The organism is Niallia yueguangensis (genome assembly GCF_052663115.1).
On sequence record NZ_JBQTCX010000005.1, the window covers coordinates 32057 to 45784 of the forward strand.

Below are 13728 nucleotides of genomic sequence, written 5' to 3' on the forward strand. Positions count from 1 at the left end.
GGGCGCTTTAATGGAGGAAGGATCACAGAAATGATCAAACTTTTTTATAAAAACTAAACTTAAATCTACTGGATAAGAATCCATTTTGATCAATCTTTTTTCAAAATGGATTTTTTTATTTTTCCGCAAGATATGGGTTTGTCGAACATTTTTGATCAAACTTTATTCCAAACGACAAATTTTGTTAATTTAAAATAAAGTCTGATAATTTGTAAAAAAGTTCGATAATTTATAATAAAGTTTGGTTAAAATTCCTGTATTGATATGCAGGAATTTTTTTTCAGTAAACGGGCCAGATTGTAGCATAACGAATGAAGAATATTTTGCTAAAGTAGGAAGGGATTGTGAAGGAGTGTTATTAACCTTTAGGGTAGCTCAATAAAAAAACTAATTAGGTAAAATGAAATTGTAACTTGGTGTATAGTAAAAAGAAAAATTTCCCTTTATATCTAAGGGGTGGGAGGATGCTATGGAAAAGCTAGAATATGAATGGGTAAAACAAACACGTCAGATTTTATTAGACCAGTGTAGAGAATTGAATGAAGATGACTTTACTAAAGAGTTTGAATTTGGTTTTCTGAGTATTAGAGATTCTTTAGTTCTTGTGGCAGGTTGCTATCATGCTTGGCTAGGCTCTTTTGTACTTTCAGAAACATCATCACCATTATTTACGAAGGAAGTAATTAATAATATGAAGATAGATGATATTCAACGCTATTTTCAACAAGCTGATGTATATGTAGAGAGTGTACTTGAACAATTCAAAAACAAATTTGATGAGTTTATCGAAAAAGAGCCTTCTTGGAAAGCAGGCAGTGGGTTTGTAAGAAAAACGCCACATCAATTACTAATCCATTCAATTACTCATGAATCGCATCATAAAGGGCAAATTGTAGCAATGCTACGTCTACTTGGCTATATACCTAAAAATACAGACATATTGGGGTTGCCTGAAAAGGAATTCGCTAAATAAAAATAAGGAAGTCTTCCGCAGATATTGTTTAAGATCAAAGGTAGAAAATGATCAAACTTTATTTTAAAGCTACAAAAGATTGTCATTAAACAGTAAATGGATAAAAAAGTTCTTTACTAAGACTATAAGGTAACCTCTAATGCTATTAAGTATTAGGGGTTTTTATTTTGCGTAAAAAATCATTCTCTTATTCTACTAACGCAATGTTTAATTAAAGTCTCAGTTGAAGTCTTTATTACACTAATTGTGAATTTGAGCGTTCTTCAATATGAAGGAACGCTTTTTTTTTGTGTAGCAGCTCCATAATAGTTTCAACAAAAGATGATTACTTTTCCAGCTTTTAAGAATATGGGGTAAGAGATGGAGTAAGGAGATGGATAAAAATAGAAATATAATTTACCCTTGCACGTGACGTTACGTCGTGTGATTTAATCAATTTAGGAGGTGAGTAATTGAAATAAACTTACTTCTTAGTAAGTTTATTGGCAATATTACTGGGGCCACTATAGGACATAATTTGACTGGATTGGATTACTTGTACTAAAAGGAAAGATTGTAATAATTTACTAAATTAAAGTGAAAGTATTTTGATCAACAAAATGAAATGCTGAAGATAATTTATTAATAAATTATTGTGATGATTATATTGATAAAGCTCATCAATATTTTTTTCAATAAGAGGAGGAATTAAAATGAAGAGAAGGAAGAGAATTATGATAATTATTTTATCAATTTTTGTAATATGTAGTGGAGATTTCCTTATTTTTAGGGATGATAACAAGCTTGGTCACTTTACATCTAAAAAAGGCAAGGAAGACTTTCAAATTGCCTACGATGAATCAATGGCACTTCTTCCAAAGCCTAATGATACCAAAGATATTAAAACTAAATATGGCACAGTTCGTGCTTATTACTTTACTAAAGAAGAAAACAAACATAAGGAACCAATACTCTTACTTACCTGGACGTGGTGCATCTACTCCAATGTGGGTACCAAATTTAGAAGGACTAAGAGAGGAAAGACCTGTCTATACGATAGATTTACTTGGTGAACCTGGAATGAGTGTACAAACAAAGATGATTGAAAACCAAAAGCAACAAGCAGAATGGTTAAATGAAGTGATTGAAGGATTAGGTTTAGAAAAAGTACACATCGTAGGTGTCTCAGTTGGTGGTTGGACAACAATGAATTTAGCCAGATATAATCCTGAGCATATTGCTTCGGCTAGTTTATTGGACCCTGTCTTTGTTTTTGCGCAAATGCCCGTAAAGATGATTCTAGCATCTATTCCAGCATCGGTCCCTATTGTACCTAAGTTTATAAGAGAAAAAATGTTAAGTTATGTCTCTGGAGAAGCAGAAGCAAATGACGATGAGCCTATTTCTAAATTAATCGAGTCGGGTATGAGTAATTATAAACTTAAAACACCAGCTCCTGATTTATTTACTAAAGAGGAACTAAAAAATATCAATGTTCCAGTACTTGCATTAATTGCTGAAAAAAGTACAATGCACGATGCAGCAAAAGCAGTTGAAACTGGGGAAAAATATGTTAAAGATATCGATATCGTTAACTGGAAAAATGCATCTCACGCGATCAACGGTGAATTCTCTAACGAAGTTAATGCTAGAATCTTGGATTTTGTAGAAAAACATTCTAAGGACAACTAAGTTGAAAGTAGCAAATAATTGTAATAACTACCTAGAAATATTAAATAAGAAAATAGATGGTTCTTCTAGTAGGAAGAGTCTTTTTTATCCAACAACAACTGCATTGCGTTGTTAAGTACAATAAAGTCGTTTTAAAAAAAGAGATAATATTCAATAATAATCCTCATTTACTTCATAAGAAATGGGGGTCACTTTATTCTCCACATTAATCATTTTAATTAGCTCAAAAATATGGTGAACTTTCTTGGTTCATTTTTAAGTTAAAATATAACTCATTGTGAATATGATGAAAAAGAAAGAACAAATTAATAAGGAAAGTATTTATATTTGGCAGGAGTGTAAATGAAATGAAAGAAAACAAAAGCGGAAAAAATAAAAGAGAAATAAAAAAAGAGGATCAAATGAAATATTCAGGACAGGATGAATTCAGTCTTCAAAATATTTCATACGCACCAGGTGAAAATAGCTATTTAAATGAAAATGAAAGCAACAATCCAGATATAAAAAAACAAAGAAATCATGAGTTTTCTGAGGAGCTTTCAGATGGAGGAGAAAGGAACGAAATGATAGAAAAACAATCGAATAACCATTGAGCTGGATTATAATGTTTGACTGTGGAGGTTAATTCAATGAAACAAAAGCCATTAACCTATATTGAAAAGGTTGAAAATTTATATATATTAATGGAGACTAGGCAGATGCTCCAAAGTAAATTACAGGAACTACAACAGAACAATCAATCATACCAATTAATAGAGGAAGACTTAAGAAAAATAGACAAGGAAATATTGTCATATACCGATGGGCAGCATATTCAAGATCCAGAACAAATGATCACCAGTTCAATATTCAATCCCGCTGCATATTTCAATCAGTCAAACTAAATGTTCAAAAGTCTTATATCCGCTTTTTAAGGTGAATAACATCAAAAGAGGATTTAGAACTGATAAAAAGTTGAGCCGTTTTAAAAAAAGTTTGATCAAAAATCCTGTATGAAATGCAGAGTTTTTCTTGCAAACGGGCCAGATTGTTTAAGGAACATTTTTAGTTTTAAGGTGTCACAAAAAGGTGACACCTTCATTATTTATACAGTTTTCATCATATTTTTTAAAATATCATAAACCAATGGGAAAGTATTGAAACCATCATCTTCTAAAAAATGACCGCCCTTTTCAACAGGATAAAATGATGCATCCAATTGTTTTGATAAATTTTGACTTAATTGAAAAGGAACAATACCGTCATCTTTTGCAGCAATAACAGCACGTGAATTAGCTGCAGAAATTATTTTTTTATCATCCACTTTTTTAACTGTAAAAGGATCTATAGAAGGTAAGAATGATAATGGTTCAGAAAAGCCAGAAACAAGAATAAAGCCTCCAAAGCTAGGTAGCGGATTTAATTGATCTAGATAGTTCAATAGTGTGATAGACCCTAAGCTATGTGTTACAAAATAAGTGTTGTTATCTAAATTTTTTATTTTATTAGCTAATGTTTCCAACCATTCTTCTTTCTTGGGGTCAGACGAATTTGGCATGTGAAGAACCAAAACTTGATAATCATCTGCTATTAATTTTTCTTTTAACCATGGGAACCAATGATTGGCTGGTGAAGCTCCGTATCCATGGATAATATATACTTGTTTTCCCATTGCTACTCTCCCTTTCTTTTTATCGATACAAAAACAGTATATTACTTATCCAAACCTATATGGAAGTAGATTGCTCTTGCTTTGAGGCTCAATCAAAGGTTAATAAGTTGGAAAATAATTCAAATAATAAAAAATTATTTTATGGGCACGCAGATTTCGCAATAATGATTGGAAACCATCTCTTTAATGTATCTTTCAAAAATTGGCCGGCTGTCAATCTGATAACCACAGTTTGACAGCGTATAAAAAATTTCGCTCCACGCTTTTTGAATGTCTTCCGCTGTGTGTTTGACTTTGAAAATGGCATATTTTCCGCCGGAAATTTCGCTTTCGCCAACGAAATCGTCAATTTGATAATCGTTTGAAATGACGATGCCGGCATCATAGCGGCAGTTATTAGGCAGAGTTGTTTCAGGGTTGTCATGTGAAATTCCAAGGATTATTGATGTTTTGGAGAGTAGATTTTTTGCCGCAGCCCATTTCTTCAACTTTTGCATTAGTTGAACGTTGGCAGGACCGTATGGACCAACTTGTTGCACGTATGCGATACGATATTTTGGAAGAACTTCAATCTTAATATTCATTTTTCTTTTTCCTTTCTGTATTAATCTTTACTACATTCCGAATGCTATCATGATATAAAAATATAATCATTTGTTTTTTTAAAATAAATAGTTGCAATAGCATCCTATATGGATTATTCTATAAATAGTTGCAATAACATCTTATTTGGAGTTGATGTTTTTATGGAAAACGATATGAATAGGCCCTCTATGGGCACTGGGGCGCCGCCTGGGAAATATATTTCAGCTATATACCGTCATCTGCAAATCCTTATAACAGCTCAGCTTCAGCCGTTCCGAATTGGAAGTGGGCAGTATATCTTTTTGTTGACGATTGCGAAAAAAGAAGGGATTTCGCAAAAAGCGTTAAGCGAGGAGCTTTTGATTGACAAGACAACGACGACGAAGGCGATCAAAAAACTGGAAGCAGAAGGGTATGTGCGAAGGGAAACAAATCCTGCTGATAACCGCTATCATCTACTTTATTTGACGGAATTAGGCAGAGAAGTTTTGCCGAAAGTAGCGGCAGTATTGCACGATATCAGTCGAAAAAGCCGGGTTGGTATAGATGACGAGGAATATGAGCTTATGCTTACCCTGCTAAAAAAGATGCTGTACAACATGAACGAACAGGTTCGCCAAAGAGAGAAGAAGCTGTGATTCAGCACCATCAACAGAATCAATAGGTGGGAAATTTGCTGTTATGTCTGTTGGATTACTATTTTCAGTTTGATAGAGGTAAGTGCACCAAAATCTAGCTGAAAAACGGAAATATTTATCAATAATAAAGGAGAGTGAAAAACTTGGAGGAGGAAATGAAAAGACCATTTGAAGTGGATTTATCGGAGTATCCATTTAAGGACCATTGGCTTCCTTATCGTGACGGATATATTCACTACATTGATGAAGGGCAAGGGCCGACGGTTCTTCTCCTTCACGGGAATCCCACGTGGTCGTACCTCTATCGAAATGTCATTAAGGAGCTTCATAGCGACTATCGTCTTATTGCTTTGGATTACCCTGGATTTGGTATGTCAAAAGCGCCTTCTCACTATGGTTTTACGCCACAAGAGCAATCGGATGTGGTCGCAGATTTAATCCATCGCTTGGAACTAAAGGATTTTGTTTTAGTGGTCCAGGATTGGGGCGGACCCATCGGAGTAAATTACGCAGTTCGGCATCGAGAAAACTTACGCGGCATTGTCATTATGAACACCTGGGCATGGCCAGCGACTCTTCTTCCAATGAAGCTCTTTTCTTTGGCAATGGGGGGATGGCCTCTCGGATACTGGCTTCAGACACAGCGCAATTTCTTCGCCAAAAACATTGTTCCACACGGAATTTACCATTCTGAAAAAGTCACGAAAAGCTTGAGAAAGGCCTATATCGACCCGTTTCCAACACCAAAATCAAGAATACCGACATGGATTTTCCCTAGACAGATTCTGAAGGCGCGATCGTGGCTCGCGGAAATTGAATCGAAACTGCTAGTGCTATCTGATTTACCCGCGCAAATACTTTGGGGAACGAAAGATAGCGCAGGCTTTCCGTATGAAGAAATGGAAAAATGGCAGAGCTACCTTAAATTGAATGAAACAGAGCCCTTAAGTGATGCCTCCCACTATGTTCAAGAGGATCGGCCGGATCGAGTTGCAGCAGCCATTCGAAGAATTTTTGAAAGAACCTCTCAGAAATAAAGGAAGTTATGCTTAAAAAAGAGTGTTTTTCTGTAAGATCAACGTGTATTTATTATAACCATATAAGTAAATTAGGAGGAGTTATTGATGAAAACAATTCTTTGGGCAACATTGACTGGAAATGGCAACTATGCACAGTCAAGCGCTGAGCACCCGCCTAAAAAAGAAGCACTAGCCGACTTTGCTGCACATGCAAAAGCTGCAGGCAACTTTATAGTAGGACGTAAAACATTTGAGGGATTTCAGGCAAGTGGCAGTGGCAATTTTACCGATATTGATATAGTTGTAGTTTCTAAGAGTGTTAAAAAAATTCCTGGCATTAAGATTGTAGGATCGCCTCAAGAAGCCCTAAATTACTTGCAGGAAAAAGGCTATAAAACAGTACTCCTTTCAGGCGGTGCCGATCTGCATAATGCATTTTTAGAGCAAGCACTTGTTGACGAGATTATATTCAATGTTGTACCTGTATTGGAGGGTAAGGGGCTCAACCTTTTGCTTGACACATCCAACTACCAATACAAGGATGTCCAGTTGTTAGATTGCAAGCCCCTTGGCAGTGGTGTCGTTCAGTTGCACTACGCGGTAGGTAAATAATATAGCCATTCATTATTTAAAAGAATTAAAGTTATTAATTTTAGTAAAACAGAATTAACGGTAAAAAACGTTTAGCTATAAATAATGATCATTTCATTTTTGCGTATATATATTTGTTTTACTATGTTTTTACTTTAATTGTTTATATGGATGGCTATCAAGCTTTACGAATGGTTTTTGGACAATTTTTCTTTGATAGAAATTGTTCATGATAAGCGAACTAATAATAATAAGTGTTCCTAATAGTTCTAATCCTGTTATTTGATAGCCTTGAAAAACAGAAATGACAATAGTAGTGATTGGAACAAGATTAATAAAAAGTACTCCGTTTGCAGGTGTTAGTGCTTTATTGCCGGCATTCCAGCAAAAAACAGCTAAAACTCCAGCAAATACAATCATATATCCTAATTCTAAAGTAATGCTTTTAATGATAGAAAGCTCTGGCACTGTTAAGGATCCGATTATATACAAAAAAGCTACAATAATATTTATTGAAAATGTACCCAAAATACAACTTAACGCTGTATAACGTAAAGGAGACCAATCATTAAACTTTCTCGCTCCCATTGTGTACACAACCCAACAAGTAACCCCTATTAACATACAGAAAATGGGTAATAAGCTACTACCTTTTGAAGAGAATGCTTTAAAGTCTCCTTTTGTAATGACTAGCAGAGTACCAAATAATGAAAATAAGACAACCCCGATGACAAAGAAAGGCGGTCGTTTTTTCTCCATAATCCAGATAACAAATATACTAATGATTGGCATCAATCCTAAAATAATAGACGCTAATAAAGCGCCAGAACTGCCTGCTAATTGTTGACCTGAAAACATTAAGAAATTAAAACCAACAAAGCCGATCGTACCATAAATCCATAAAGTTTTAAGTTTCCCATCAAAATTTAATGTTTGTTTTCCTTCAATAAGGACAAGGAGCAGCACAAAAATGATGGAAGCTAATGTATATCGCATAGCAGTAAAAGAAAATGGATCAATTTGTTCGAGTGCATTTCGCATAATAGGAAACTGTCCTCCCCAAGAAAGAACAGTAATGAAACACAGTATAGTTCCTGTAATAATCTGTCTTTTATCCAAAATCAATTCTCTCCTAACAAATACAATGATTAAGAAAGCCACAGCTGCAAAATTTTTGACTGTGGCTTTTCAAGGCTGATATACACGGGTTTAGCTGAAATACTTCTCAATGTGTATAGGCTCTATTAAAGCTTTTGATTCATTATCTAAAAATTGATTTGAATGAGTTGCTTGTGTATTTCAATAGACTTTTCCTCTTTAGCATAACAAATACATTTTAATTGGCTAATATCTTGATACTAAGAATAGCTTATATTTAAGATGCTAGAATTAGAGATGGCACTATGTTTAAAAAGAACTTAGAAAACTAGAATTTTTCTAATACAATCTTGCCAATCATGTTCCCTGTTTCTACCATCTCATGTGCTTTTCTTAAGTTATCTGTATTAATAGGGGATAAAACCTCTTTTAAAGTGGTACGAACTTTACCTTCATCAATTAATTTGCCAACCTTTTCTAAAAGTTCATGCTGCTTAATCATATCGGAAGTATGATACATGGAACGAGTAAACATAAATTCCCACACAAATGTAGCGCTTTTACTTTTTAAAACATTGAGATCAAGAGGTTCACTATTTTCTACTATAGAGCAAATTTTTCCTTGTGGAACAATGATTTCCCCCATGCTATTCCAATGTTGATCAGTATTATTAAGGCAGAAAATATAATCTACATCATTAAAATTAATTAATTGTAATTGTGGAAGGAATGGTTGGTGGTGATTTACTACATAATCTGCTCCAAGCTCTTCTACCCATTTTATGCTTTCTTCCCTAGAAGCAGTTGCAATAACAGTTAGACCTGCTAATTTGGCTAATTGAATAGCGATCGATCCGACTCCACCTGCTCCCCCAATAATAAGAATGGTTTTCTTTTTATTTTCTTCTATATTACTAAAATCAATTTCTAGGCGATCAAATAGTCCTTCCCATGCTGTGATAGCAGTTAGTGGCAGTGCAGCTGCCTCGGCATCATTTAATGATTGAGGTTTTTTACCGACAATTTTTTCGTTTACTAAATGGTATTCGCTATATGTACCAGGTCTTGTAATACTCCCTGCATAATAAACTTCATCTCCAACTTTAAATAAAGTGCAGTCTGGTCCTACCGCTTCCACTACACCACAAGCATCCCATCCAAGAATTTTAGGTGTCTCTTCCTGTTTATCTTTTGGTGCACGAACCTTAACGTCAACAGGATTAATGGAAATAGCTTTAATTTTAACAAGTAAATCACTTTGGGTAGGTACTGGTTTCTCCAAATCTACATCAAGAAGGCTTTCCTTATGATTGATTGGTAAATATTTGTATAATCCTATCGCTTTCATTTTTATCTTCCTCCTAATAATTGAGTTACAGTTATTATTATAGAGAGGGATAAAAGAACTGGTAAGTAGGCACATTATTGTATTATGGTACCATTTATGTTATTTATATTTTAGGGAATAACAATCTTTATAGTGAGGTGTACTAAACGATGAGAAACAGGAAAAGTGGATATGGCTGTCCAGAAGGCTGCCCAGTAGAATCAACTCTAGATGTCATAGGCGGCAAATGGAAAGGGGTCATTTTGTTTTACCTTATCGAAGGCAAAAAGAGATTTAATGAGTTGAGAAATTTAATGCCGGGTGTTACACAAAGAATGTTGACACTTCAATTAAGGGAGCTAGAAAAAGACGGTGTTATTCAACGAAAAGTATATCCCGAAGTTCCACCTAAAGTTGAATATTCACTAACCGAGTTTGGAAAAACTCTGGAGCCTATTATTTTGTTAATGAGAGATTGGGGGGAAAATTATAAAAAATCAGTTAAAAAAATGGAAGCAAAATAATAAGAAACGTCGTTTAGTAACATCCTATTAAAAGATTAAGAGATAGTTATATTATGATCATATAGTTCTTTTTTATAATGATAGACAATGGTGTATGCACCCCATGTATTTTTAGCATTTTCATTTCAAATGGACATAGAGGATAAGCTGTTGTCTTGTAGGTACTCTCATACTTGTTTAACCTCTATGTCGAAATTTAAGCTATTGTATTGGTACATGATAACTATATAATTAGTGATTAATCGTCCCATTCTTTTCCTAATTTTCGCATCTCTTCAAAAATTTTTTGCAATTCATTACCTTTTTTAGTTAATTTATATTCCACATGCATAGGTACAACAGGGTAAATAGTTTTCTTAATGATGTTCTTTTTTTCTAATCTTTTTAAACAACAAGTTAATGTCTTCGCACTTATACCATCAAGACATCTTAATAATTCATTGAATCTCTTGCATCCATTACTTAAACATAAAATAACCTTATAATTCCATTTCCCTCCAATTACTTCTAATACACTGTTGATTGGGCACTTATTTTCTACACTTAGTAAATCAATGCTTTTTTTCTCATCGTCCATAAAATCCCTCCTATTAACAAAACAACAAAAAAATCCTAAAATTATATTCTTGAATTTATCTTGAAGAATTTTTCATAAAAAGAATTTATATGCATTTGGAAAACTAAATAAAGTTACTAGTCTTTACATCTTTAAACAAAAAATGGGAGAGCTTTAATAGAGTATTCGTTTCTTATTAACGAATACTCTATTAATTAGCATTCAATTACGGCAGCTTTTTAAAAACTACGTAATATAATTTGGCTGTTTTCGTATAGATTGTTGTTATTTAACCCGCAGCCAGAATACACTTCGCTTTCCGTGGGCGAGCGTCGAGCCTCCTCGTCGCTCGTCGCATACGCTCCTGCGGGGTCTCGTCTTTCTCGCATTCCCACAGGAGTCTACGTGTATTCTGGCTGCTAAGAAACGCTTTTCCAAATATAATTTTATGTAAAAAACAACAAACTTTGAGAAAACAGCCTATAATTTTGTTTAATGTTAAATAAGCACTTCATGTAAAAGTATAATATATAGATGAGCAGGAAGCGATTAATTGACGTATCCATCTTTCTACTGTTTCCAACTTACTAATAGGTAACTATGTATAATGCATGTGGTTATCATAAGAGAATGTAACTACTTCTCAAAAAAATTTAATAATAATATAATAGGTATACATTACCTGATTAAATAAAAAATTCCAATTAGGTAATGCAAGGAAGGCGAAAAATATAATAAGGAGGGATAAAATTTTTTAGAGGTTTAATGAAAGAATAGTTGGTTATGCCGTTATCTCTGAATGTTTGGCCGCATGAGAGACAACGACAAATGGAAGCGTTTTCTTTTATTGTGTTAGTTTTATTTTATTACTTTCAATACGCTGTTGCAAGATTTTTGTTTCACTAAACACCTGAATATTTAAATAATTCAAAAATCTGGAGGTTGGATTTATGGCTACAACAAAAACTATTCTCAACCCTATATTAAGTATTTCTTCTTTAAAACATGGGTATTTAGGCTTTCATGAGGGCACCTTTAAACGAGCTATTTTTACTGAACTATTGGATGCTATGGAAGAACTTAGAATAAAAAAAATAAAAGAGCAATCTCCAACAGATGACGAATTTGTAAAAACTATACCTTATGATATTGGTGAATTTTATAATCTTAATGAATTATTTGAACGGATTCAAAGTGAACTTGAGTTATTAGTTCAGGAATTCCCAGATTTAAAAGGATTTAAAACGCTCCTTATTCCTGAATTAAATAAATTATTAGAATTAACAACAGCTTCTAATCAGTTATTAGATCATTACAATCAAATTTTTTCGATAGTAAACCTTTATTTAGGATCATGGGAGGATAGTGCATATAACACTTGTAAGTTATATGTAGAAGATGATGTTTATTATCTGCGTATACAATTACAATTACAAGGCGAAAATTCTGATTTCACTGAAACAGAAAAATTAACAAAGTCTGATTATTTAAATGTAATTAGTGAGCTTTTAGCAGATTTAAGAAAGCAAGAACGATTGCCGACTTGTGAGGAAAGAATTGCGATTCGTTTAGCTTATGAATTATTATCGAAAGGCCATCGATACGATGGATCAATCATTCCGTGGGGGAACTCAGGTTTCCGCGATATTCAAACATACGCTTCTATTACAGATCCTGGAATTGGGCACTTATATGGAACGCTGAAATCCAACAAGTTTTTAAAAGGTGTTATTGTTCATATTGAACATCTTGAAAGAGGAAGCGATCAAGATCGTGAAGCAGTAGAGCCATATCGCATCCCTAACTTTAACATAATAGGAAAAGTAAAATTGGGTGTTGGAAAAGATGCTCCCTCTTCCTCATATGTAGGCAGGCCGATCTTTGAAAGTGATTTTAAACCATCTGCAGTAAAAACGATTCATACTTGGGCTGCAGCATGCTCAGCTATTTTTATGGATGGTTTAACGGAGTGTAAATTGGCCATAGAACGTATGACAGCAGTTGAAGCGATTAAATTTATGAAATATATGGCAGGAAATATTCGGAGAAATCAACATACCCAGGCACTTGCAGCTGCCTTCAATATTAATACACCTATTTTAGACGATCGTGAGAAAACACTGAAAGAGAATAATGGTAAGCCAAAGTTGATTACAGATCGCTTTGAGATTGGATTGTTAGGAATTGAATTAGTTAAAGAAGGCGGATTTGATAAAGTGACCTGGGATGGTACAGCGAATACTTATCCAAGTAAATGTGTCATTGAACAACTGACTTTTTCTGAAGCCTTGACATTAGTTCATAAGGCGCATGAAAAAGGATTGCTCACCTATTTCTCCGCAGGTTTTAGATTTCATCACTTGCCGCAGGTTATTTATACAGGTACTGATGGTATAGGATTAGGCGGAGCGCAAATTCTTCGATACATGGATAAAGATACTGGATATCATGGTCCTTTTAAGGAAGAAAATATTTCTGAGATAATAGAAATTAGAGAAGAGGCGATGAACAGCGTGAAAGGACAAGCCTCTATGCTGTTAAGTAGATTAGATCGCATGTACTTTGAAACGAGTATAACACCTGAAGATAATGAGAAGCGTAATTTACTCTTTACACAATTAAGAGACGATAAAGTAGATGAATTAGCTAATACTATTCAAGAATTAGATCATATTGCTGTTATGCCTATTGATCGTTCTCACCCCCTAGTTGGATGGGCTCAGCGTCTGCTTTCTGCTGATACTGCTTGCATTGCTGCTCAAAAATTGAAAGATAAGAACAAATGGAAAGAGGCTGCTATTAGCTTACAAAAAGCAATAAATAATCAAGATTATGAAAAGTTATCTGAACATCTTTTGTCTATCCAAAAAGCTATTTAATCCTTAAAGCGTGATCTTGTAACGGTATAAATATAAATGTAAAAAGAGAGGGATTTATCGTTCATAGAAATATGTCCTTCTCTTTTGTAAAGTTTTTAAGTATTCCTATTGGAGATTATTAAATAAAGGCTGTTTTCGTATAGTTTGTTGCTTTTAAACTCGCAGCCTGAATACACTTCGTCCGTTTAGCGAGCGTCGAGCCTCCTCGTCGCATAC

13 protein-coding genes and 1 pseudogene are annotated in these 13728 nt (G+C 34.1%); 9 read left to right on the plus strand and 5 right to left on the minus strand.

Features of this window, described 5'->3' with window-relative positions; genetic code table 11:
• Positions 1 to 469 precede the first annotated feature (469 nt).
• From ACTYA4_RS06360 to ACTYA4_RS06375, 4 genes and pseudogenes are all read left to right on the plus strand, one after another.
• Entirely contained in the window at positions 470 to 973 is a 504-nt protein-coding gene (locus ACTYA4_RS06360; RefSeq protein WP_443480463.1) for a DinB family protein, read from the plus strand.
• A 761-nt stretch (positions 974 to 1734) separates the two neighbouring features.
• Positions 1735 to 2644, plus strand: a pseudogene (locus ACTYA4_RS06365) (alpha/beta fold hydrolase).
• A gap of 347 nt (positions 2645 to 2991) precedes the next feature.
• Positions 2992 to 3237 carry a hypothetical protein gene (locus ACTYA4_RS06370; RefSeq protein WP_445505580.1) on the plus strand — a complete coding sequence of 82 codons (246 nt, stop codon included), beginning with the start codon at positions 2992 to 2994 and terminating at the stop codon, positions 3235 to 3237.
• A gap of 36 nt (positions 3238 to 3273) precedes the next feature.
• Positions 3274 to 3528 (plus strand): hypothetical protein, encoded by a 255-nt coding sequence (locus ACTYA4_RS06375; RefSeq protein WP_443480465.1) that lies wholly within the window; start codon positions 3274 to 3276, stop codon positions 3526 to 3528.
• A gap of 200 nt (positions 3529 to 3728) precedes the next feature.
• Here the strand turns inward: ACTYA4_RS06375 and ACTYA4_RS06380 are convergent, their stop codons facing one another.
• Positions 3729 to 4295, minus strand: a complete 567-nt coding sequence (locus tag ACTYA4_RS06380) for an RBBP9/YdeN family alpha/beta hydrolase (protein ID WP_443480466.1) — start codon at positions 4293 to 4295, stop codon at positions 3729 to 3731.
• A gap of 134 nt (positions 4296 to 4429) precedes the next feature.
• A complete protein-coding gene (locus ACTYA4_RS06385) occupies positions 4430 to 4879 on the minus strand; it encodes an AraC family transcriptional regulator (protein ID WP_443480467.1) in 450 nt (149 codons plus the stop codon).
• Positions 4880 to 5041: 162 nt separating this feature from the next.
• Between ACTYA4_RS06385 and ACTYA4_RS06390 the strand changes: the two genes are divergently transcribed.
• The 3 genes from ACTYA4_RS06390 (at position 5042) to ACTYA4_RS06400 (ending at position 7149) form a co-directional block, all read left to right on the plus strand.
• Entirely contained in the window at positions 5042 to 5518 is a 477-nt protein-coding gene (locus tag ACTYA4_RS06390; RefSeq protein ID WP_443480468.1) for a MarR family winged helix-turn-helix transcriptional regulator, read from the plus strand.
• 155 nt (positions 5519 to 5673) lie between these two features.
• Positions 5674 to 6555 carry an alpha/beta fold hydrolase gene (locus tag ACTYA4_RS06395; protein WP_443480469.1) on the plus strand — a complete coding sequence of 294 codons (882 nt, stop codon included), beginning with the start codon at positions 5674 to 5676 and terminating at the stop codon, positions 6553 to 6555.
• 87 nt (positions 6556 to 6642) lie between these two features.
• Entirely contained in the window at positions 6643 to 7149 is a 507-nt protein-coding gene (locus ACTYA4_RS06400) for a dihydrofolate reductase family protein (RefSeq protein ID WP_443480470.1), read from the plus strand.
• Between the two features lie 129 nt (positions 7150 to 7278).
• On the opposite strand, the gene ACTYA4_RS06405 is transcribed toward ACTYA4_RS06400, so the two are convergent.
• Together ACTYA4_RS06405 and ACTYA4_RS06410 are read right to left on the minus strand one after the other, a co-directional pair.
• Positions 7279 to 8247, minus strand: a complete 969-nt coding sequence (locus tag ACTYA4_RS06405) for a DMT family transporter (RefSeq protein ID WP_443480471.1) — start codon at positions 8245 to 8247, stop codon at positions 7279 to 7281.
• Positions 8248 to 8554: 307 nt separating this feature from the next.
• Positions 8555 to 9574 carry a zinc-binding alcohol dehydrogenase family protein gene (locus ACTYA4_RS06410; protein ID WP_443480472.1) on the minus strand — a complete coding sequence of 340 codons (1020 nt, stop codon included), beginning with the start codon at positions 9572 to 9574 and terminating at the stop codon, positions 8555 to 8557.
• Positions 9575 to 9723: 149 nt separating this feature from the next.
• Here ACTYA4_RS06410 and ACTYA4_RS06415 point away from each other — a divergent pair, with 149 nt between their 5' ends.
• Positions 9724 to 10077, plus strand: a complete 354-nt coding sequence (locus ACTYA4_RS06415) for a winged helix-turn-helix transcriptional regulator (RefSeq protein ID WP_443480473.1) — start codon at positions 9724 to 9726, stop codon at positions 10075 to 10077.
• 238 nt (positions 10078 to 10315) lie between these two features.
• Here ACTYA4_RS06415 and ACTYA4_RS06420 read toward each other — a convergent pair whose 3' ends face one another.
• On the minus strand, positions 10316 to 10654 hold the full coding sequence (locus tag ACTYA4_RS06420) for a winged helix-turn-helix transcriptional regulator (protein WP_443480474.1): 339 nt from the start codon (positions 10652 to 10654) through the stop codon (positions 10316 to 10318).
• Positions 10655 to 11583: 929 nt separating this feature from the next.
• Between ACTYA4_RS06420 and ACTYA4_RS06425 the strand changes: the two genes are divergently transcribed.
• Positions 11584 to 13512, plus strand: a complete 1929-nt coding sequence (locus tag ACTYA4_RS06425) for a hypothetical protein (protein ID WP_443480475.1) — start codon at positions 11584 to 11586, stop codon at positions 13510 to 13512.
• Positions 13513 to 13728: the final 216 nt, after the last annotated feature.

Excerpts from the sequence above, each read along its gene's own strand:
- ACTYA4_RS06360 (WP_443480463.1), top strand. The coding sequence starts at position 470 with ATGGAAAAGCTAGAATATGAATGGGTAAAACAAACACGTCAGATTTTA.
- ACTYA4_RS06370 (WP_445505580.1), top strand. The coding sequence starts at position 2,992 with ATGAAAGAAAACAAAAGCGGAAAAAATAAAAGAGAAATAAAAAAAGAG.
- ACTYA4_RS06375 (WP_443480465.1), top strand. The coding sequence starts at position 3,274 with ATGAAACAAAAGCCATTAACCTATATTGAAAAGGTTGAAAATTTATAT.
- ACTYA4_RS06380 (WP_443480466.1), bottom strand. The coding sequence starts at position 4,295 with ATGGGAAAACAAGTATATATTATCCATGGATACGGAGCTTCACCAGCC.
- ACTYA4_RS06385 (WP_443480467.1), bottom strand. The coding sequence starts at position 4,879 with ATGAATATTAAGATTGAAGTTCTTCCAAAATATCGTATCGCATACGTG.
- ACTYA4_RS06390 (WP_443480468.1), top strand. The coding sequence starts at position 5,042 with ATGGAAAACGATATGAATAGGCCCTCTATGGGCACTGGGGCGCCGCCT.
- ACTYA4_RS06395 (WP_443480469.1), top strand. The coding sequence starts at position 5,674 with ATGAAAAGACCATTTGAAGTGGATTTATCGGAGTATCCATTTAAGGAC.
- ACTYA4_RS06400 (WP_443480470.1), top strand. The coding sequence starts at position 6,643 with ATGAAAACAATTCTTTGGGCAACATTGACTGGAAATGGCAACTATGCA.
- ACTYA4_RS06410 (WP_443480472.1), bottom strand. The coding sequence starts at position 9,574 with ATGAAAGCGATAGGATTATACAAATATTTACCAATCAATCATAAGGAA.
- ACTYA4_RS06415 (WP_443480473.1), top strand. The coding sequence starts at position 9,724 with ATGAGAAACAGGAAAAGTGGATATGGCTGTCCAGAAGGCTGCCCAGTA.
- ACTYA4_RS06420 (WP_443480474.1), bottom strand. The coding sequence starts at position 10,654 with ATGGACGATGAGAAAAAAAGCATTGATTTACTAAGTGTAGAAAATAAG.
- ACTYA4_RS06425 (WP_443480475.1), top strand. The coding sequence starts at position 11,584 with ATGGCTACAACAAAAACTATTCTCAACCCTATATTAAGTATTTCTTCT.